Below are 22,075 nucleotides of genomic sequence, written 5' to 3' on the forward strand. Positions count from 1 at the left end.
TACAGGCTACATCGGTGGTTGTCTTTTAGAAAAAATCCTCTATAAACTAGACCTTAACGCTTCTAAACAGTCATTTTAGAGGATATTTAAAGGTACATACAGCGTGAGATGCCAATGCTGTGACTTTTCAAAGCATTGAAATTGCCTTTTTGGGGCAAGTTTCTACTTTGGCTATTTTTATTGTCTCCTTTATATCATCGATATTTCAAGCTACCAAGGGCGATTCTCATTAGACAATCCATAATATTGCAACGGCGCTAGCCACAAGCATTTGGCACGCTGTAGGTCAAGCAGACTGGTTTTAATGGGTCGCGCGAAAATTCCCCTGCCGACGAAACTTTGAAGGAGGGGAATTAAAGCATTCCTAAGTTTTTAAATCGTTTCTGTAAACATACCAGTTCGGGCAAACTCTTCTTCTTCAGGGGTGAAGAGTGGAGGTTTATCCACAAGGCTAGGCTCAAAGTAGTATGTCTCTTGGAGAAACTGCCCGATAATGACAGCTTCCTCTAAATCCTTGATGTGGTTCTGTGCAACTACACACGCTTCCTTGAGGTTATTTGCATCGCCCTTCTCCAGCAGCTTTGGCAATTCCGTTTTTACCCCTGTCAGCCGTGCCAATGGCTTCAGAATTCCGTAGATGTTGTAGATCCGAGCAGTTTCTATGCTGGTGTATTTGAGTGCATTGGCTCTTGCTAACTCAGAGTCAAGACTGGGCCAAAAACGGGTGGTGTAAAATGCTTTCTCATCCTTGTGATACCATTCTTCCGATCGCGCAATGGAAGAAGAAACGGTGTTATGCAGTTTCCAGAAGAATAACCGCAGAGAAGGGCCATCTACCACGGTAGATAGCTTTGCCTCCATTGACACTTCAAAGTCATTCAGGTTCGGATCGCGCCCAAGTATAAGGTACTCTACAGGATACATATCCACTTCCTTATTTTGCACAACGTACATATTCAGATGGTGGCGGCAGTAAGGACAGGGGTACATTGTGGCAAACAATTGGAAGAAATCTTTGAAGATTGCTACTGCGGCTTTTTGCTGTACATCGGTCTTGGTACACACAATCTCAGCCGTGGTGTGGAAGAAGCGCCACACTGCTGGGCCGATGTAGTAGGGGAAGCTGACTCGCATTTGCGAATCCTTCACCTCAGTTCGATCTAGATAGACATCAATGAATGCTACATACTGCGATAGCGCCCCTGATTCTCGCCCAAACTCTAGGCGTTCGCGGCGTTTCTGCACTCCATTCAGGTAGTAATGCGTTAACCGCCATGCCTGTTTGAGGATCAATTTCTGTTTGGGAGTGCAACGGGGAAAATTTTCGGCAACATCCGCCCCGTAGCGGTTAAATTCTCCTGAGTTTTTTGTACACTGATACCATTCATCCAAAGCCGTTTGGTCGGGTACGGTGTTGCTTTGGATATCTGCTGTGGTAGAAACACTAAATGCTGCCAACAATTTTGGCATAAAGTCTTCATACCAATATGCTACTGGCATGATTGCACCATCTATTTCCTCAGTTGCCTGAGAGAGAATGACGCGGTTCCACTTGTGCAAATAGTCTTTTGGATTTGCCTGAGATTTAGTTGGTGGTGGAGCCATTTCTTCGTTCAGTTCTATTCCCCGCAAACGATTGAGTTCGTTAATGGCCAGCACACCTTCTACGATGTCACCCAAACTGAGACTTTTCTTTTTGATCGTAATTGCAAACTCGACTCCAGCAGCAAACTTTTCTTTGACATTGGCAAATTTACTCCGCGCCTCTAAAATCGCTTGCTGTTCTGCCAACATTTCTGGTGTTTTTGCCACTGTTTGCCAGTTCTCGATCCGCTCTTGCAATCGGGCATATTCATCGGCAATTGATTTAACCACTGCATCCAGAACTGGGTAGCAATCTTCGGATACTATACCTAATGCTTTGTACAGTGCGATCGCCTGCCTAACAAACTCCACAAAATCAGTAATTCTGTATGGCAAGTTTTTCACCCGCAAGTGAGTTTCGTGATTTGCGGAGAAACTCTCACGGAAACTGCGATAGGCTGCTCCTTGAATTAAACGAAACAAACCAATCTGCATTTGCAAAGGGGACGTACCGCTTTTTTTCTGATTCGGTGAGTTTGGTTGTTGTGCTAACTGTTCTCTTAGCTGTGCCAACTCTGGAGTCGTTGCTTCTGGCGTCGGTTGGGTGCTGGCTGCTGCGGCCTCACTGGAAGTAGCAACTGTCTTGAGGGAACTGTTCAGGGAAATCGGTGAGTCTTGATAACCAGTTTTGCTATCTGACTCCTCCGGTACTAGCTGACAGAATTCCTCAAAGTCAATTGAGCCATCGCCATCATGATCTACTTCCTGCAACATCTCTTTCAATTCAGCGTCTGTCAGCCCAAACTGAGTCATCACTGTCCGCAGTTCAACGGCAGTAATTTCACCGCTACCGTCTTCATCAAAGGCACTGAAGGCTAACTTCAGGCGACTTTGGCGATCGCCTACTTTCGCGATCATCAGTGTTTTAAATTCTTCAAAGTCAATAGTGCCTGACAAGTCAACGTCAATCTCCTTAATCAAGTCACGCAGCCCCGCTTCCGTGGGATTTTGCCCTAGCGATCGCATTACCTCGCCTAGTTCCTCGGTTGAGATCGCTCCGTTGCCGTCTACGTCTAATACTTTGAAAGCTTGCCACAATTTTTCTATTTCTTGTTCATCAATCATGGTTTTGTTCCAATTCTATATCTGTCACTAATAAATTTATTACCATGTTTTCTAACGGCTACTTCAATGCTGTCTAATTATATTAATTAAGTAGTAAGTATTAGGAACGTCTGAACTTAGTCTCAACCTTACTTGCAGTCGCCTTGTAAATTTGTCAGTTGCTTATTGTTGCAATCAATGCAGCTTTACGGATTTAATTGCAAATGCTCCTAGATAAACCAAGTAAGTCAGCGAGAATAAATCAAACTATATTAAGTAATATAAAAAATCTAAAGATTATTTTATGGTAAGTGTTTCAGCCCTGATTTGTTCGCATAGCGTCTCGCATAGAGGACTAAAATCATCACTACAAACCTTTAATTATTTACGCTGCTATACTTCTCAAAAATTTTCTATCTTCCCTTATAAAAACTCCTTTGCCTTATTTCCAGTGTTGGGAATAGGATGCTTGGCAGATTGTTAGTCGTGAAGATGATGCCACATATCATCCACAAAGCTCAAACGTTCATCCACAAAGCTCGAAGGTTCATCCACAAAGCTCAAAGGTTTTATCCAAGAGCATAATTTACTAGATGCAAGAGTCCTATACCCTTTGCTTATTCTTACAACAAATCTGGCTTTACGGGATTGATTGCAAATGCCCCTAGATAAAGTATCAAAAGTTTTCTGTCTCCACTTCTATAAGCTCCTTTGCCTCATTTCTAAGAGTTGAAATGAGGCAATTTTCTATGTTGCTATAAACCCACGCGTAATTTTGTCGTCGGGCATATAGGCAAAGTGTTAGTACTGAGATATATTACACCTATCTTAGTGCTATTTATTACAAGCTGAGTTACATTTGCGAACTTGTGCTTTCAATTTAATGTAAGGCGAATTTTTTGCAATCTTTGAGAAACGTTCTACTTTCAAGATAACTAGCTTTTCTCCTTTTTTAAGTTTAACGATTGTTTTTCCAGATAAAGATTTTTCCTTCATTAGATTAATTTCATATTTAACAGTTACAATTGTTCCTGGTGATGGAATGACAGGAGGCTCAATACTAGGAAATTGTTTATGATTTGATGGTTGAATAACTAGTTTTTTTCCGACAGATAAACTACCTGAGGTCTTATTAACCATACCTATCCATATCCAGCCAGGAGAATTTACTGATTTTGTTGAGTTTACAGTTGGTTTAGGTGCTAATAAAGGAATCTCTAATATATTAAGCTTTTGATAAATAAAGCTTATAAATGTACTACCTACTACAAAGAAAATAACTAGTCTCACAGGGATGTTGCTGACTCTATTCCGGCGACTAGGCCTGGATGGTCTAAACAAGTAAGAAAAGATTACCGTTCCCACAGATATAAAAGCTTTTAGTACAAACTTTGCAACATCTATTACGATTGCCCGAAGCGAACGCAGAAGTTTTTTAATAATAAATGTAGAATCAGTAAGTTCCTCGGCTACTTCTCGAATACCTGTAGCAATATTTGCAAAAGCTTTATCATAGGGTTTCCATTCAGTTATAGGTCTTCCACCTTCGGGTAAAACTTTGACTTTGGGAAATGCGACCTTCCAATAATTATCAACTGGACGAAGCAGAATAGTAATAACACGAGATGTTTTAGCTCTATGCTGTTCCATCGCTTGTTTCGCCAAAACATCCCAGTGATAATCTGAAGCAGTAAATTCTGAACTAATTAGCACCAAAATTATATCGGCCTTCTTTAAATTTGTATCAATCTCACTTTCCCATTCCTTGCCTGGGCTAATCATGCCTTTATGCCAATTATTAATCACACCTTGCCGCTCCAAAGTGCTGAGGTGTTCCTCTAGTTTTTGCCGCATTTTTTCATCTTGTGCAGAGTCAGAGCAGCAATAAAAAACCTTGACAACTTTGGTATTCGGCATTAGTCTCAGCACCTATTAGTATGAAATAATTATTATTTTTTCATACTAATTTTTGTTTAATTTTTTGATATTTTCTTTAGTCCCAATTATGAAGTTTAAACAGTGATTATTTATGAGTTTACTGCCAATTCTTTTGCAACTAACCGGATACCTTCAGCAACATTTAAAAATGCATCACTGCGATTTCCCCATTTCTTAACAGGTTTACCGCTTTTGGGCAGTGCTTGAAGCCTTCCAAACGGTGCGCTCTCCCAATCAACAGAGTCAAGAATTACAGGGATAACTCTGGCTTCTTTGGCTTCATGCCGTTCCATTGCCCGTCTCACCTCAATATCCCAACAATAATTTGAATGGATAAAATTTGCACTTATAAGCAGCAAAATTATATGAGATGAATCTAAGTGGATGTCTATCTCATTCTGCCATTCTTTTCCTGCTCCAATTTTGCGATCATGCCATCCTGTAATCACTCCTTGCCGTTCTAAAAGAGTGAGGTGCTTTTCTAATTCGTTGCGAAGTTTTTCATCTTCATGAGCATAAGAATAAAACACTTCAATAGCTTGATCGGGTTGCAATGGCATAAGTTGCTTTATGACTCGAATCTCTGAAAGTAGGTTGAAATCTTTATCAAGTTGTCTGCTAAAACTTGCAGATTTTATTTTAAGGTAGAAGGGATCACAAGATTGATTTGAATTTACAGAATAGTTCTTTATAAGACTCTACCATATAGCACTACTAAAGTAATAGCACTTGTTCATCTATTCAAACTCTTTACCGACACTATTTTATCCGCTTCATTTACTGTTATTTGCGCCAGCCCAAACTGTTCAATTACTGCTGCATTTGTCGTCAAATGCCTACTCACTTCAGCCACTCGATACTGACTTTCTTGTGAAGCTAAAGCAGCTGGCAATAATAACTGATCTGCTAAATGTTCATCCACTGGTGCGCCGGTGTAATGAAACTCAAGCAGTTGCTGACAAGCAATCTCTGCAACTGTTTCCGCCGACAACCGCAAACGCCCAAATCCACCAAATCCAGTTAAGCTATTCTGATACTCAGCAGTTAAAAAAATACCCGCCCCAGGTGCTACACCTCTTTCTCTTAAGGTTTGTACAGTAACCTTTAAATGGGCTTCCCGTAACAAATTCTCCGCACGATTCGCCATCCGTTGCGGAATATGAGAAGGCAATTCCGTCACCACTGCTAGTCCCCGCACCTGTTGTAAATCGCCCCGTTCCAACAAGTCGATCCCACCGAGTTTACCACCGCCATCCACCTGTAACTCTACCTCGCCCCCACCTTGGGGATACCACCCCCAAGCGCCTAACTTGACTTGGGCTTCTACACCCATGCGTTGCAGTATGGGTAGATAAACTTGCTCAATGTACGTCGCTGTCGGGCTAAAGTTCACATGAGTTCCACCCTTTAGTGTCACCAGAGAATTGCCAGATGCTAATGCCAAAGGTAAGAGAATTGTTTGAAGAACTAGAGCGATCGCACCCGCAGAACCACCTTGTTGTGCTTTACTAACATCAAAGGTATAAATTCCCGCTTGCACAGCACTACCTGGGATGAATTCCAGCAGCATTGAACCTAAAGCATCACCCGATAGTTGGGCATTACAAATTCTCGCCGCCGCCCGAACTGCTGTTAAATGCTGTGCTGCTAATCCTGGCTTTTTGCGTCCAGCGCGAATGCCTGTAATTCGTATGGGTTCGCCGGTAATGGCGGCTAGACTTAAGGAAGTGCGAAGAACTTGTCCGCCTCCCTCTCCGTAGGAACCGTCAATTTCAATCATGGGCGATTATTGGAATGTTGGATTTTGGGTTATCCCCACGGCTCTTAAAATCAAACCACAAATTATAAACGCCCAGCAACTAGCTTTTTGGAGGTAGGTTACACAAATATACAGAGAAATTTCTGATATGTGTTTCTGTAGTTTGCTAATTTTGAATTTGGAATTGAAGAACCTTGCTTTTACCGGGGTTCATCAACCCATAAGGATCGACTATTTCTTTAAATTTTAACTGCTCAGGATCGATAAATTTTCTGCCGCCGTCTTCAATAATATACGTATGAGGATTGGCAATACTCACACCCTGTTCTTCGTGATAGCGGATAATTTCATTGAGGCGTTCTTCTGTGGTGTAGCGCACAAGTTGCAATGCACCAGGAACTACGACACCATTCACTCGAAAAAATTCTAAATGCATCATTACCTCATCGCCAAAGTAATTATACATCTGCTCTACTACTCGCAAACTGCGATCATTAGGAAAGAGACTTTGTAAGTATGTAATACCAGCATCTACACTCCGGGCAAGCAAGGTAGTGTGGTTCCAGGAAAATTCTGCTAAATGTGTACCTTTGGCTGCTTCCTCCGCTGTTTTTTTATATGTAATCTGTCCGCCGTACTGCTGCACCAAAGCTGGTAAGAATTCCAAACTCGGTTCAGAAATTATCAAGAATACTGAGTGAGTTCCTTCAGGAATATACTCTTGTACTGCGTGAAAATATTGGGAAATTGGGGATGCAAAGACAGAAATCAACTTCTTAATCATGCCATCAGCATTGCCAATTGCCTGACCAAACTTTGCTGCTGTCATAAATTCGTCAAAAGTGACAATGACTTCTGCCCAAGGATAAGCTGGTCCTAAAGGAATTTCGACTTCAGTGATGATGCCATTAATTCCCCAAGCATGATTTACCTTTTGGACATCATCGCCGCGTAATGCGATCGCACGGGGTTCATCTTCTACAGTTATCACTCGCAATGCTAAGATGTTACCGCGATCGGCTAACATACCATATTGTATCGAACCAATACCCCCGCTCCCCCCAGCAATAAAGCCGCCAATTGTCGCAGTGCGGTACGTAGAGGGTGCCATACGGATTTCCCAGCCGATTTCTCGTGTTTTTTTATCCAAAGCTGCCAACTTTACCCCAGCTTCTACCCGCGCCACCCCCGGTTTTACCCAAAGAATCTCTTGCAACCGCGTCATATCTAAAATTACGCCACCATGCAACGGTACACATTGTCCATAATTCCCAGTTCCCGCACCTCGCACAGTTACAGGTATACGATGTTTTGCACAGGCGGCTGCAACTTTTAAAACCTCTGCTTCATTCGCGGGACGCACTACGATATCCCCAACTTTTCCCTCTAGTTTCGACACTAACACGGGGCTAAAAGTGTGATAATCCTGGGATAATTTTGCGACTTGGGTAGAGTCGGTAATAGTTTCTATGCCTTCTAGAGAATTAATCAGAGCATCTAATTTTGTCGTCATATATATCCTTATTTTTTAACGCAGAGGAACGCAGAGGTTTACGCAAAGGAACGCAAAGAATTCACTCCTCTGCGAACCTTTGCGCTTCCCTCAGCGCCCCTCTGCGTTTTAAAATCCTCTCATCTTTCACAGAACTTTCATGCGACTTACTCAAAAAGTCAGATAGCGCAAAGCAGACAAAAATCAATACTTAGTTTCCTGTGTCTGTGCGTCAATAATTACACTCCAGTCATCGTTGTTTACAGCAGCTTCAAGTTGACGCTGACGTTCCGCTTCACTCGCATCTATTGTTTCTAACTCTTTAGAAAGGGTTGTATCAGCCATTGCTTTCCGCAGTTTTAGCTTTTTCTCCTCGTAGGCTTGAAGTTGGGTTTCTGACATTACCGCCTTAGTCGCTTCACCTACCGTACTAGCCCACATTCCGCAATCAGTTGCATTACCAGGTGGCGTATTTTCGAGTTCTGCTATCCACGCATCTCGCAAATCTTCCATTTCCTGACGTTTGGGAAACTTGAATGCTTGCACGCGGACAAAAGCACACTTTTGCTCGCCATTTTGGCGAAGATGGCTGTTTAAGGAAAGCAACACATTCCGAGAATAGCCAATGTACTGCGTGCGACGTTCTACATCTAATACTGCATAAACTCCGGCAATTTTAGCGTTCTGAGCAGCCACACTCCAAGCCTCAAAGCCAATGATTTCAGTACCATTGTTTGCCAGTTCAGGAGTTATACTCACCTCAATGGCGGCGTGTTCGTTGTCAGAACTATACAGAAAATCATGCAGTCCACGGTGGTTTATGGGGACATTTTGATGTTCAATTGGCGGATTGTGCTGAGTTTCCATTGCAGTTGATCTCCAAGTTATTAATTAGCGATGTCTACGACAAACTTCTCTACGAGAGGCTACGCCAATGCTTACACAAGCAAATAATGCCCTTAAAATATTGAAGCTTAAATCTACTCACATCTCCAAATTCTTGTTTTGACAAAGCAAAAACAACTATTAAACTTCTTATGAATCAATTGATACCTAAAAATTGGATGTTCATCAAACAGCGGCTTACCCCTTATTTATTTTTATTACCCGCCTTAGTTCTTTTAGGTTTAACTGTTTTTTGGCCTGCACTGCAAGCGTTCTACCTCAGCTTTACCAGCTATGAAGACATTGCCCAACCGCCACAATGGATAGGTTTAGCCAACTTTTTCAAGCTTTGGAAGGATGCAGTTTTTTGGAAAACCTTGGAAAACACTTTTTTATATCTTGTAGGTGTAGTACCAATTTTAGTAATTGCTCCCTTAGTACTGGCAATTTTGGTAAATCAGAAACTGCGGGGAATGAATTGGTTTAGAGCAGCGTACTACACTCCAGTGGTAATTTCAATGGTAGTTGCGGGAATAGCTTGGAAATGGCTGTATGCAGAAAACGGATTACTGAATCAGTTATTTAAAGCTTTAGGTCTTTTTCCAGAAGGTATTCCTTGGCTAACTAGCCCAGCAAAAATCTTTGGCATTGTACCAATTTCTCTTGCCAGTGTCATGGCTGTTACCGTATGGAAAGGATTAGGTTACTACATGGTGATTTATTTAGCAGGATTGCAATCAATTCCTGCTGATGTGTACGAAGCTGCAGCCATTGATGGCTCTGATGGTATTAGCAAACATTGGGATATTACCATACCTTTAATGAAGCCATATCTTGCACTAGTGGCTGTAATTTCAGCTATTTCTGCGACCAAAGTCTTTGAAGAAGTCTACATTATGACTCAAGGAGGCCCACTCAGTAGCTCGAAGACGATTGTTTATTATTTATATGAGCAAGCCTTCAATAACTTGGAAATTAGCTATGCTTGCACGATTGGTCTGGTGCTATTTTTGATAATTTTAGGATTGTCAATTTTGCGATTAGCTATTAATCAGCAAGCTGATGATATCACAATTTAATAAATTTAGAAAAATCATCTTCTCTCAGCCCCGATAATCTGAAAATATTCAAATATCGAGAGTGCATGAAAACAGACACGATTTTTTACACTTTATTCCAAACTCTTCCAAGTGTCTTATTTGAACTTTTGGAACAATCGCAAGCTTTAGCATCACACTACCAATTTACCTCAGTAGAAATCAAAGAATTAGCACGTCGTATCGATGGCTTATTCTTACCTCAACCTAACTACCCAGAAGATACAATCTATTTTGTTGAGGTACAGTTTCAGCGCGATGATGATATTTACTTGCGAATAATCACAGAAGCTTTCCTCTATATCAATCAATATAAACCTGAACGTCGCTGGCAAGCAGTATTACTTTTTGCTCAACGTAGTCTCGATCCAGGTATACCATTCATTTATCAAACATCATTAGCTCCACAGCAAATTCGTATAATTTATTTAGACGAGTTAGATGGTGGTACATCATCTTCGATTGGGCTAGGCATAATTAAGTTAGTAGTTGCAGCCGAAGATCAAGCCGTACAGCAAGCTAAAAACTTGATAAAACAAGTACAACAAACGGATGAAGCTAACCGTAGCAATCTTTTAGAATTAGTAGAGAGAATGCTTATTTACAAATTTGTAAACAAAAGTCAGCAGGAGTTAGAAGCAATGTTTGGATTAACCGATTGGAGACAAACCAAATTTTACCAGGAAGTAAAGGAAGAAACAAAGCAGGAAGTAAAAGAAGAGGTTCGCGAAGAAACAAAGCTGGAGACTATACCCCGTCTACTTAAGTTGGGTTTAAGTCTAGAGCAAATTGCTGAAGCATTAGAATTGGATGTTAAACAGGTACAACAAGCTATTGAGAAGCAAGGAAAAGAAGCAACAGGAAGTAATTCGTAATTGAAGAGATTTATTTAAAACCGCTTTTGATATTCCACTACTGCACGACTGTCATCAGTTAAGTTAGTAGAGGCACGCACACGAAATTCATTGTTTATCCGGTAATTAATACCCCATTGGAAGGGGTCATTTGTTGTCAAAATTTTAATACTAGAAACGGATATTTTGGAAGAAATGTCAACCCCAGCCTCCGCTGCTAATTCTAAAGTTGAATTGCTTCTTCCAGCTTCGGGATTCTCAGAAATAACGGTAGGAAATATCCGTAGTTCACTTAAGCCAAAGGTACTCCCAATCTGGTTAAAAGCTGACTGAAAATTGTTAAACACAGCCGAACCTGCGATGTTAATCAGACCTAAAGTACTGTCTGCACGTCCTTGGGTGTCTACAAATCCACCTCCTAAAAGAGCAACAATTTCGGTTTGACTACGTGATGGACTACTTGTTAATTCTAAATTTTCATTTAGTTTGCTAGCTAAACCGTTGATAGTGGCTTCGACTCGAACACTCTCTAACGCTGATAAACCTGTAGAATTTACCCTGCTGAAGTCATTACTTTGAGTTACATCCAGTACTTTGGCAAATAGCCGAATATCTAAGTTGGGGTCGCGGGGTTGAGAAGGACTAAAGGTTGCAGTGTGTTTATAGCCACGAGCAAGGTTAAATTGGGTAGTAAATAAATTTACCCCTCCTTTTTCTAACTGGATGGTGCCATCGGGTATAGGCTGATTGATTAAGCCGTTAACTATGAGATTACCGCTGGCGCGGAAGTTGAGAATAGGGTCACGGGTAATTTGGACGTTTTTACCTAATTCCAAATCTAAATTATTAAATCTGGCGTTAGTATTTCCCGTGCTATTTCCAATTTCAGATTTGCTCTGCTTATTATCTTTTGTGGGCGATACGCCAATACTACCATTTTCAGATGTCGTGGCGGCGGTAGATTCTGCCAGCAATACTTTACCATCAAATAAATTTACTCTACCGCCAATTATGGGATTAAGGGCAGAACCAGTAATTTGCAAATTGCCACTAGCGCCTCCCTGATAAAGTCCCTTGAGATTCAACGCTAACTGATCGAGATTAACAGTCAGGGGATTTTTGATAGTTACGTTCTCATTGTTGAAGATGGGAATTTCACCAGCAGCTTGTACCGTCCCACGGCTAAATCTACCTTGAAGATTTTCTACTAAGATGCTGTCAAAATTAAACAGCACTCTACCTGTGACACCTCTCAGCTTACGTGGCAAAGCCTGGGCTGAAAAAGTAGCATCATTGACAGTAGCAATTCCATTTACTTCGGGTTTTTGCAGTGTTCCTCGCACTTTGAGGTCTACTTCTCCTTCACCTTTCTCAAATACCACTTGATTAGTCAATGCGTTTAACAGCCCCAATCCCTCGTTTTCCAATTTCATATCCAAACTGATTTGATCGCTGTCTGGTGCGACGGAAGCAAAAGGCAATTTATAAGGGATGCTGCCAGTAATATCAACAGGTTTTGGCCCAGCAACTGCTACAGTACTACCAAAGTTTAAGCGTCCATTAGCATAGCTGAAACTTGCTGTTGCTGACTCTATTTTGCTCTGATTTAGTACTCCTTCTGTGATTTGCAATGCCCCTCTAGCTTGAGGATTAGCAATACTGCCTGCTAAAGCTGCTGTACCGTTAAGATTACCTGTGATTCCAACTGGTAGTTTGACAACATTATTCAATAGTTGTACTGGAAAATTATTCACCCGCAACTGACCAGATTGTTCATCACCACCAACGTTACCTGTAAACGCAATCAGTCTGTTTTGAGATTCGATTCGTAATGGTCGCAAACTTAAAACACCGTTCTCAAAGTTGCCTTCAGCAATCACTTTTTCGGCAGTATAAAAACGATTTCGTTCTTCCTTTTTACCCCAGGCAAAGTCTTGTCCATTCAAATTAAAATCCACTGATAATCCATTGGCTGTAGCTGTATTTACAGCCACTTCCCCATTGAAAGTCCCCTTTAAGTCTGCCAAATCTGGTATTGGAGTTGAATTGAGTCGCTGTTCTTCCTGTTCTGCCACCAAAGCTTCAATTTCAGAAAACCGTTGGATTTGGGTTAATAAGGGTTCATTTGGCGTTCCTTGGGGATTGGTAGTCAGATCCGCTGCTGTGCCGTAGATTTCTGGCGAACCACCAGGCAAATTTTGTAAATCAAATACTCGTGCTACAGCCAGAACATCTTGGATCTCACCCTGCTTGACGTTCAGTTTGCCTTGTAATTGAGGCCCTTTAGGGCTTTGAGCCACAGTACCGACAACGGCGTAGCTACTTTTTCCTTTAACAAATTCGCTACTAGCGAGTGTGGCTTTACCGTCACCGTAGCGGAATTGAGCAGCTAAACGATCGCCTTTAACCCGGCCAATTTGCGGATTTGCGATCGCTAAATTTCCCGTTGTTGCGAATGTCTGTTGATTAAACAGCAAATCCCCAGTTAACAATCCAGCTATTTTACCAGCACCCAATCGAGTAATTGGTGGCGGAGTCAAATTCAATATTTGTAAGGGGAAATTGGCAACTTTCAACGCCCAATCATTCCCTTGAACATTACCTGTGGCTGATGCTTGCTGCCATTTAACTAAGAAAGATTTCGGGCGATTATTGGCATCTAAATTGAAAGATAGGCGATCGCTATTCCCTGCCAAGTTTAAACTCAAACCGCGTCCCTGTTCTGAATCGATGTTTCCAGTTAACAATGGCTCAAAAGCAATATCTTGAACAACCAAGTCTCGTAAGTTGATTTGCCCTACTACATTCGGTAAGGGCAGCTTACCAGTGATTTGACCATTAAAATCTACTCTCCCCGCCACAGCAACTTGATTGGGAAGATTAATCGGTAACTGTTTTAAGTTGTAATTCTGGGCTTGGACATTGAGATTTAGGGCAGTAATTTCCGGTATCCCTGCTTGTTTTGCATTGGCTAATATGTTACCAGTCACACTTAAACCGGGAGCAGTTGCTCGCTCAATAGTCAGCCTTTCACCACTCCAAGCGATCGCAGCCGTCAAGGGTTGCTCTAAACCGGGGATACCTTGGGATAATTGCACCTGTCCAGCAGCACGCACATCAGCTAATTTGGACGATCCTAGCGTACCGGCTAATTGCAACTGACCGCCAAACTGTCCCCGCAATTGCTGATTTAACCGATTTAATTCCACACCAGCAGCATCAACTACAGCTTGATAGCGACCATTAGCTACTTGGATATTAGAGGCTGTAATATTTCCACCTGCAACATCCAGCCGTCCCTGACCGTTAGCTTGGATAGTTTGTGGTTGGAAGGATTCAACAGAACCCGCCACGTTTGCTTGACCAGTTAACGTCGCTCTAAATTGTGGTGGTACTGCTGCCAACTGCTGCAAAGGTACATTAGTAGCCTGAACTTGCGCTTGGTATACACCATTACCCACTTGGATATTAGAGGCTGTAATCGTTCCACCCGCAACATTTATCCGCGCCTGACCGTTGGCTTGGATCGTTTGCGGTTGGAAGGATTTAACAGAACCTGCCACGTTTACTTGACCAGTTAACTTCCCTCTAAACTGCGGTGGTACTGCTGCCAACTGCCGCACAGGTACATTAGTTGCTTGAACTTGCGCCTGGTATACACCATTACCCACTTGGATATTAGAGGCTGTAATCGTTCCACCCGCAACATTTATCCGCGCCTGACCGTTGGCTTGAATAGTTTGCGGTTTAAAAGACTCAACAGAACCCGCTACGTTGAACTGACCATTTAATGCGCCTTGAAATTGCTTTGGTACTTTTCCCAACTTCTGCACAGGCACATTCTTAGCCTGAACTTGCGCTTGATAGACACCATTCGCCACTTGGATATTAGAGGCTGTAACCATACCCCTACCAATAGCAAGGCTACCCTCACCACTGCCACGGAAGGTTTTTAGGCTGAAATCATCTCTGCTACCTGCGATTTGGAATGTTCCCGCCAAAGGATTATCTAAAGCTGGAGGAGACTGTTTCAATATTTGTCCCAACCGCACACCATTAGCTACAAGTTGAGCCGAGAAGCTTTGGTCTTGCAGTTGGATATTAGAAACTGCAACTGTGCCGCCACCAATTTGAACTCCTGCACCATCACTGCGAATTGTGGCAATTTCAAATGGTGCTGTGCTGCCTGAGAGGAGGAGACGACCATTGAATTGTGCCCCAGCCAAAGAGACATTTTGCAGTTGACTCTTATCTACAAAGGGTTCTAATTTTACCCCAGAGGAAACAGCCACAGCTTGCCAACGCTCATTGGCATAACTACCAGTTGCCCGGACTGTCCCACCACTGACATTCAGAGCTACATTGCGGAAAGATACGTTGCGATTTGGAGCGATCGCAACTTCACCAGTTCCGGGATAAGTTCCATTAGGAGCTTGGAACTGTACCACAGTTTGGACATTGGTAGGAGCGCCAGTTAGTTGAGCTGTACCTGAGACATTGCCAATTTGAAAGGTAGGTGTTGTTTCGTAGACTTTGGCGATCGCATCCCCTGGAACATTCTTGGCAGCGAAATTTAAATCCAGTCGCGGACTTTTACCAAGCCTAATTGTACCAGCCCCCGTAATCTCACCACCAACTTTAGCTTTACCTTGAATATCTTTTAAGGTAATTAAAGAGGAACTAGTAACAAGCTCAAATTTACTACTGATGCTATTAAAATCAACTTTGTCAATTCGGGCAGTTTGAATCGTCGCAACTGAGCCGGAGAGAATTGGTTCTTTAGTTGACCCAGTAATTTGTAAAGAAGCTTGTACTTGTCCAGCGATCGCTACAGGTAATTTTACCTTAAGAGTCTCCTGGGCATTCGCCAAACTCACCGCATTTACACGCGCTGCTAATTTAAAGCCTGCTTTAGAGTCGATGATTCCCGTAGCCACTAAAGGAATTTTGCCGTAGTTGCTAGTCACATTATTTAACTGCAACTCCGTTCCTTGGAAGCGGAGGTTTCCTTGACTATTGCTCAACAATTGCGGGACTTTGGGTATTTGCAGCGTTACCCCTTGCACAGTGGCGTTGCCAAACAATAAAGTTTGCTGTCCTGGTGTCAACCGAACTAACAAATCGCCATTAGCTCGACCCGCCTGTAAGTTCACTGGTAACTTAATCAACCGAGTAATATTCTCAGCCAGAAAATCTTGTGCTTGCACCTGGAAAGTCCCTGCTAGCACCTTAGAACGTGTCTCTCCCTGAATGGAAATATTGCCACCACTGTCTGCTTGACCCCCAACTTCAAACCGTATCAACTGATTATTTGCTAAAAGTTGAGCAGATCCATTGAGTTGAGAAAATAGCACAGGCAATTGCTGAGTGTTGTTAGTAGTAGCAGTGCGTTGAGCCGATACTGAATTAGAAGTTGGGTATTCTCCCTTACCCCCCTGCTCCTCTGCCCCCCTGCCCCTCTGCCCCCCTGCCCCTCGGTCACTGAGCGTAGCCGTTGGCGTTCGCGAAGCGTCTCCGACAGGAGAAGCCTCTCGTAGAGAAGTGCTGCTCCCCTGCCCCTCTACCTCTTCATCCGGCATCAAAGCCAGCTTGGCATTACGAAACCGCAGGTAGTCCAAATCGGTTTTAATGGCGCTGCTTCCACCTGACGACGCAATAGTAGTGGAAACCCAACGCCCTTGGTCATCCTGCTCAATGTAAATATCTGGGTTGACTAAGGTTACATCTAGCTTTAGATGGCGATTAAAAATTAGTTGCAACACATCAAAACCCACCTCTACAGATTCGACTGTGGCCCGGTCTGGATCTGTGGGTGTGGCTGGGATAGCTGAAGCCCCAAACTGTACTCCTGTTAACGAAAATTGTGTGACTCTTCCCAGTTTTACCGGACGGTTGAGTGTAGTAGTTAGACTTTGTTGTGCCAACGGCGTTAACTCTGTTTGGACAAAAGTCCACAACCGCCAAATACCAACGATAACTCCTAACAGTAAAAGTCCACTCAAGGCAATGCTACCCCGGCTCAACACCAGCAACCACAAACGTTTGCGGATAGGGGAGGGGGAATGAATATCTTGATTGGTAGATTTAGTCATTTGCTTTCACTGTAGTAATTGCCGGATGTCGCTGGCACACACAAGCATTAACTGGCACATTGGTTCAGTATGCCATTTCCAGGATACGCCAACTAAACCCAAGACCCCATTGGTTGAGTTACGGTATTTTCTCGATCCAATACTTATGCTTAATAATATTGGCGTTTTCAGGAAAATCTGAATAGAGTGAAAATTATTCCTGTGACTTTCCTTGAGGCACAATCTCGAACTTTAATATGAATAAACCTTAAAAAGGACAGATGATTACACCAATGCGTGTTTTTGTGTTAATTTTTAATGCTCGAACGGAAAATGAGGGGATTCACACGATTCGGGAAGGCGATGCCGAAAGCGGCAAGCTACGCAATAAAATTCTGATGTTCGAGTCAGAAGACGATGCGACGCGCTTTGCCCTGATGTTAGAAGCTCAGGATTTCCCCGCACCCACACCGGAGCCGATGGATGCTGAGGAAATCAAGGAATTTTGCGAAAGTGCTGGATATGAATGGGAAATCATCCCAGAAAACAGCAATTTAGTTGTAACTCCCCCAGAACTTAACGTCGAAAAAACTGACTGGCAAGAAGATGCCCAGAAGGAGGATACTGTTGAAGACACTTTCCCTCTCAATCAACAGCCGCTAGAAGAACCAGAATTGTCTGATTCTGAATTAGAGAAGATGCGTCGCAAATTGGAAGGATTGTTGTAATTAGTCATTAGTCATTAGTCATTAGTCATTGGTCACTTGTACTGAGCTTGTCCTGAGCGTAGCCGAAGGGCGTAGTCGAAGTATTGGTCATTGGTCACTGGTCGCTAACTGACAAATGACAAATGACAACGGACAAATGACAAAGGACAAATGACAAAGGACAAATGACAAATGACAAATTTGCAAGAACGCGGGCATCTTTTAACTGAGCTGGTAAATCCTAATAGTCTGAACTTAGACCAGCTCAGTTCTCTGGAATTGGTGGAGTTGTTTAATGACGAAGACCAAAAGGCTGTCGCAGCAGTTGCAGCGGCGAGAATTCAGTTGGCAGAGGCAATTGAGCGCACCGCAGAGCGTTTGCGCCACGGAGGACGCCTATTTTATATAGGTGCGGGTACAAGTGGCAGATTAGGGGTGTTAGATGCTGCTGAGTGTCCACCTACTTTTTGTACACCCCCAGAGTTGGTACAGGGGATTATTGCTGGTGGTGCTGGCGCACTAGTACGTAGTTCTGAAGATTTAGAAGACAGTATAGAAGATGGTGAGGCTGCGATCGCTAGCCGGCACGTTACCCAACTAGATGTCGTAGTTGGCATTACCGCTGGCGGCACAACACCTTATGTCCACGGTGCGCTTCATGCTGCTCGTCAGCGAGGAGCTACAACTATTTTTATCGCCTGCGTTCCTGCTGAACAAGTTAGCTTTGATGCCGATATTGACATTCGTCTATTAACAGGGCCAGAAATAATCGCCGGTTCAACTCGCCTGAAAGCTGGTACAGCCACTAAATTAGCTTTAAATATTCTTTCTAGCGGCGTGATGGTTAAGCTAGGCAAAGTTTATGGCAATCGCATGGTGGATGTAGCAGTAACAAATCAAAAATTACGCGATCGCGCTTTGCGAATTTTGCAAGACCTCACAGGTTTAAGTCGGGAAACTGCTGGTTTTTTACTAGAACGTAGTGGTAAATGGGTTAAGCTGGCGCTATTGATGCACTGGACTGGTTTGGAAAAAGACGAAGGCGATCGTCTGCTTTCAGAACACCAAAGTAATCTCAGGGCAGCTGTTATCAGCTATCAAAACCACAAGCAACCTTGAAGAAATTTTTTAAATAAATACTTTATAATCTGGCTGTTACTTGTTTTAGTAGCACGCCTTTTTTTTAATAATTTTCCTTAGAAAAGCTGATATTAATTAGCATAATTAAGAATAGTAAACTTAAATAAATATTGTTCACCTATATTGTGAATGTGAATAACTAAAGCAAGTCTCTTTGGAGACTGCTAATCTTTTTTAAACAAAAATTCAGAACTTATACGGATATGATTCAGTATGAAAATTCTTAAAATGATATGTTAATACACTATGATGTCGACTATGGCAACCTACTTTAGTCATAAATATTAGCAGAAAAGTAAACTCTGCCAATAAAGACTTTATGCTAGATAAATTCTTTACTAGCAATAGTTTTGCTATCTTAACATCTGCCTTGCTTTTAATAATCTTGATTTAGACTGCTATATACCAAATCCATTTGTACTGATTCACATATCTGCCAATCGCTATATAGCTAGAACACTGTGACAGGAGTGTTGCCTATCTTTAACAAGTGACTTAAGAAACTTGTCTGGTTAATTGAGATGGTAGGTAGATTTACGCTGTGCTCTACTATAGAACTCATATTTGATTTCTGAAAAAACTCAGTACACCTTAGAAAGCCTTCTTTCCTATTCCCTGTTCCCTGACTATGTAGATGGTTTCAAAAATCAAACTGGATTCCTATAGTATCGGTTTTTAATAGCTAGCTTTTTAATAATTTAATAAAAGGAACAAACTATGCCCCATCAAGAACTGATTTCAAATAACCTAGTAAATGAATTTAAAACTTGTACTCAGTTGCAATACAATGGCAAATTAAATATTAAGAGTTCAAAGGGCAGCCAATGGACTTTTTACTATCGACTGGGACGGATAGTTTGGGCAACAGGAGGAACTCATCCCTTCCGACGTTGGCGTAGACATATAGCCCAGAATTGTCCCCAGATTGATGTTGATAAGTTGCAGTTACGTGGGCAAGACCTATCAATTGATTACTGGGACTATAAACTGATAGAAGTATTTTATAAAAAGCAGAAAATTCAGAGGGAACAGATTCAATCTATTGCGGAAAATACGATAGCAGAACTATTATTTGATCTAGCTTTGCAAGGAAACTTTGCTTCTTTAACTTGCAATCGCAACCAAGAAGTTATCTTAGAAACCCCAATGAGCTTCACGAGTGCAGAAATGTCTGTAAAGCACATGCAAGACTCATGGAAAATTTGGTCAGAAGCAGGTTTAGCAAATTTTTCTCCTGACTTAGCACCAATTCTACGGCGACCAGAACAACTTGAGCAGATGGTAAGTCCATCTGTCTACAAAAATTTTGTAAATTTAATCAATGGCAAATTTACTCTGCGAGATTTAGCCATGAAAATGAAGCAAAGTGTCTTGCCACTGACTCGTTCATTGCTTCCTTATATCCTTAAAGGAATCATCGAGTTGGTAGAAGTACCTGACTTGCCTTTAGGAATTACTGAAGTCAACAATAACTCTACCACCACACAAGCCAAGAAGCGGATTGCTCCACTAGTGGCTTGCGTCGATGATAGTCCTCAAGTATGTAAAATGGTAGAGGATATTGTCACTTCCAATGGATTTAGGTTTGTCAAAATTCAAGATGCTGTACAAGCTCTACCAACTCTAATTCAGGATAAACCAGACCTGATTTTTTTGGATTTGATTATGCCAGTTGCTAGTGGTTACGAAATTTGTACTCAGTTACGAAGAATATCTACATTTTCCAACACACCAATAATTATATTAACAGGCAGTGATGGTCTTTTAGATAGAGTTCGTGCCAAAGTAGTTGGTTCTACAGATTTTCTCACTAAACCTGTAGTGGCTGATAAGGTAATGAGTATAATACGTAAATATTTACCTACACAAAGCGTATCAAATGAAAAGAGTAAATCTAATTTAGAGGTTTGTAATTAGAGAAAGTTAGAGGCAATTTTTGGTTCTGAGTTATTCCTAAAATTTTATAGACTTTTCCACCTCAGTAAAAATTAAATTATTGAGGTTAAATAATTTTAAATTAAGTCTATTATTCAAATCATTTATTTACGATTTTAGATATATTATCACCTTGAAATTATTTTGCTATTAGTCATTTTCACATTTTAGATCTTAAATTAAAAATGTGAAATCTAAAATTAGGTTATCAAACTATTTTATCTTCAAAAATCTTATATTAAATTATGTTTATTACGTACTTTTTCTTGTTTATTACGTACTTTTTCTGAGGTTGATAAATAAAGATTGAATCAAAATTAGACAAATACAAATTTTTGTATTTATAGCAGTCCTATTTGATTTGTGAAATATTGTTTAGGGCACAGGGGTTAGGGCTAGTCTCTAGTCCCTTCCATGTCTTTTTGAGGAATCATTTAAGATTTGTCTATTTTGTTTACATTTTGAGAAAAAGTTAACGAGTAATTGCCATGAATACTGTTTTAGTTGTTGAAGATGGCTTAACAGATATGGAAATAATCAGCCGTTACTTGCAACAGGCAGGTTATTCTGTGATTAGCGCCACTAGTAGCGAAGAGGCTCAAGACAAAATAGATAAAAATAAGCCAGACTTAATCTTTCTCGATGTAATTTTACCGGGTAAAAGTGGCTTTGAAATTTGCCGAGAACTGAAAAATAATCCTGACACTAGCAATATACCTGTGGTTTTTTGCTCTACAAAAAATAGTGATGTAGATAAAATTTGGGGTAATATGTTAGGCGCTGATGGTTATCTATCAAAACCGATCGATCGCGACGAACTAGTGGTAATTTTAAAGCGATTATTGAATTAGTAAAATATCATAAATTAACAAATTCTAGAAGTCCCTATTTTTTAGATGAATCTCTTCAAGAATAAACAATAACTGCAAATAGTGGCTAAAGATAAATAATCAAGGACAAAGGATCGATAGCTTTGGAAACCCAACAAAAGTTTTTAAGTTTTAATTTGGGAGTAACTGATACAGCCGTAATTTCTTTACAACACATTGCAGAAGTTTTGCAAGTATCATTACCAGAAATATGTGGCGTTCCTCAGATGCCAAGTAGTGTCTTGGGTATTTATAATTGGCGCGGTGAGATGCTTTGGTTAGTCGATTTAGAGGCAATGTTAGGTTATCCTCCAATTTCACAAGGGTCAAATTTAGTTTCAAAAATGATGGCAATTGTTCTAAAAAATAAAGGTAAGTATTTGGGTCTATTAGTTCGACAACTTATAGACATTGAATGGCTGGATACTAAAGAAATGAAACCCGCAAATACTGAATTATTTTATCCGAAAATATCACCTTTTTTACAGGGATACTTTATTAATGATTCGGAGGAGATAATTTTTAATTTGGATGCTACAACTATTATTCAATCTCCAGTATGGGGAATTCATAATTGAATATTTAGTAAGGTGTGATTAGGTATATTGTGTTGAAAAATCCTAATCCTTAATGAGTAAAT

General features: G+C 41.3%; 14 protein-coding genes. 7 read left to right on the plus strand and 7 right to left on the minus strand.

Annotation, left to right across the window (positions count from 1 at the left end; genetic code table 11):
* Positions 1-372: 372 nt before the first annotated feature.
* From V7K53_RS26215 to V7K53_RS26240, 6 genes are all read right to left on the minus strand, one after another.
* Positions 373-2,709 carry an EF-hand domain-containing protein gene (locus tag V7K53_RS26215; protein WP_335200442.1) on the minus strand — a complete coding sequence of 779 codons (2,337 nt, stop codon included), beginning with the start codon at positions 2,707-2,709 and terminating at the stop codon, positions 373-375.
* A gap of 813 nt (positions 2,710-3,522) precedes the next feature.
* Positions 3,523-4,605 (minus strand): toll/interleukin-1 receptor domain-containing protein, encoded by a 1,083-nt coding sequence (locus V7K53_RS26220; RefSeq protein ID WP_335200443.1) that lies wholly within the window; start codon positions 4,603-4,605, stop codon positions 3,523-3,525.
* A 110-nt stretch (positions 4,606-4,715) separates the two neighbouring features.
* The gene (locus tag V7K53_RS26225) at positions 4,716-5,186 is read right to left on the minus strand and encodes a toll/interleukin-1 receptor domain-containing protein (RefSeq protein ID WP_335200444.1); all 471 of its coding nucleotides are present in this window, start codon (positions 5,184-5,186) and stop codon (positions 4,716-4,718) included.
* A 173-nt stretch (positions 5,187-5,359) separates the two neighbouring features.
* Positions 5,360-6,406, minus strand: coding sequence for an RNA 3'-terminal phosphate cyclase (gene rtcA / locus V7K53_RS26230; RefSeq protein WP_335200445.1), 1,047 nt, complete (start codon positions 6,404-6,406; stop codon positions 5,360-5,362).
* A 145-nt stretch (positions 6,407-6,551) separates the two neighbouring features.
* Positions 6,552-7,898 carry an FAD-binding oxidoreductase gene (locus V7K53_RS26235; protein WP_335200446.1) on the minus strand — a complete coding sequence of 449 codons (1,347 nt, stop codon included), beginning with the start codon at positions 7,896-7,898 and terminating at the stop codon, positions 6,552-6,554.
* A gap of 183 nt (positions 7,899-8,081) precedes the next feature.
* Entirely contained in the window at positions 8,082-8,744 is a 663-nt protein-coding gene (locus V7K53_RS26240) for a GIY-YIG nuclease family protein (RefSeq protein ID WP_335200447.1), read from the minus strand.
* A gap of 170 nt (positions 8,745-8,914) precedes the next feature.
* On the opposite strand from V7K53_RS26240, the gene V7K53_RS26245 reads away from it, so the two are divergent.
* Positions 8,915-9,841: a carbohydrate ABC transporter permease gene (locus V7K53_RS26245; protein ID WP_335200448.1), complete on the plus strand. Its 927-nt coding sequence runs from the start codon at positions 8,915-8,917 to the stop codon at positions 9,839-9,841.
* 65 nt (positions 9,842-9,906) lie between these two features.
* Complete coding sequence (locus V7K53_RS26250) at positions 9,907-10,734, plus strand: Rpn family recombination-promoting nuclease/putative transposase (protein ID WP_335200449.1); 828 nt, start codon at positions 9,907-9,909, stop codon at positions 10,732-10,734.
* Positions 10,735-10,748: 14 nt separating this feature from the next.
* On the opposite strand, the gene V7K53_RS26255 is transcribed toward V7K53_RS26250, so the two are convergent.
* Positions 10,749-16,805: a translocation/assembly module TamB domain-containing protein gene (locus V7K53_RS26255; RefSeq protein WP_335200450.1), complete on the minus strand. Its 6,057-nt coding sequence runs from the start codon at positions 16,803-16,805 to the stop codon at positions 10,749-10,751.
* Between the two features lie 260 nt (positions 16,806-17,065).
* Here V7K53_RS26255 and V7K53_RS26260 point away from each other — a divergent pair, with 260 nt between their 5' ends.
* From V7K53_RS26260 to V7K53_RS26280, 5 genes are all read left to right on the plus strand, one after another.
* Positions 17,066-17,512: a DUF3110 domain-containing protein gene (locus V7K53_RS26260; RefSeq protein ID WP_335186553.1), complete on the plus strand. Its 447-nt coding sequence runs from the start codon at positions 17,066-17,068 to the stop codon at positions 17,510-17,512.
* Between the two features lie 171 nt (positions 17,513-17,683).
* The gene (gene murQ, locus V7K53_RS26265) at positions 17,684-18,610 is read left to right on the plus strand and encodes an N-acetylmuramic acid 6-phosphate etherase (RefSeq protein WP_335200451.1); all 927 of its coding nucleotides are present in this window, start codon (positions 17,684-17,686) and stop codon (positions 18,608-18,610) included.
* 738 nt (positions 18,611-19,348) lie between these two features.
* Positions 19,349-20,548 carry a response regulator gene (locus tag V7K53_RS26270; RefSeq protein WP_335200452.1) on the plus strand — a complete coding sequence of 400 codons (1,200 nt, stop codon included), beginning with the start codon at positions 19,349-19,351 and terminating at the stop codon, positions 20,546-20,548.
* Between the two features lie 506 nt (positions 20,549-21,054).
* Positions 21,055-21,417 (plus strand): response regulator transcription factor, encoded by a 363-nt coding sequence (locus tag V7K53_RS26275; protein ID WP_292754625.1) that lies wholly within the window; start codon positions 21,055-21,057, stop codon positions 21,415-21,417.
* Positions 21,418-21,539: 122 nt separating this feature from the next.
* Positions 21,540-22,013, plus strand: a complete 474-nt coding sequence (locus V7K53_RS26280; protein ID WP_335200453.1) for a chemotaxis protein CheW — start codon at positions 21,540-21,542, stop codon at positions 22,011-22,013.
* Positions 22,014-22,075 lie beyond the last annotated feature (62 nt).

The sequence above is a fragment of the Nostoc sp. genome (genome assembly GCF_036917355.1).
Lineage (GTDB): Bacteria > Cyanobacteriota > Cyanobacteriia > Cyanobacteriales > Nostocaceae > Nostoc.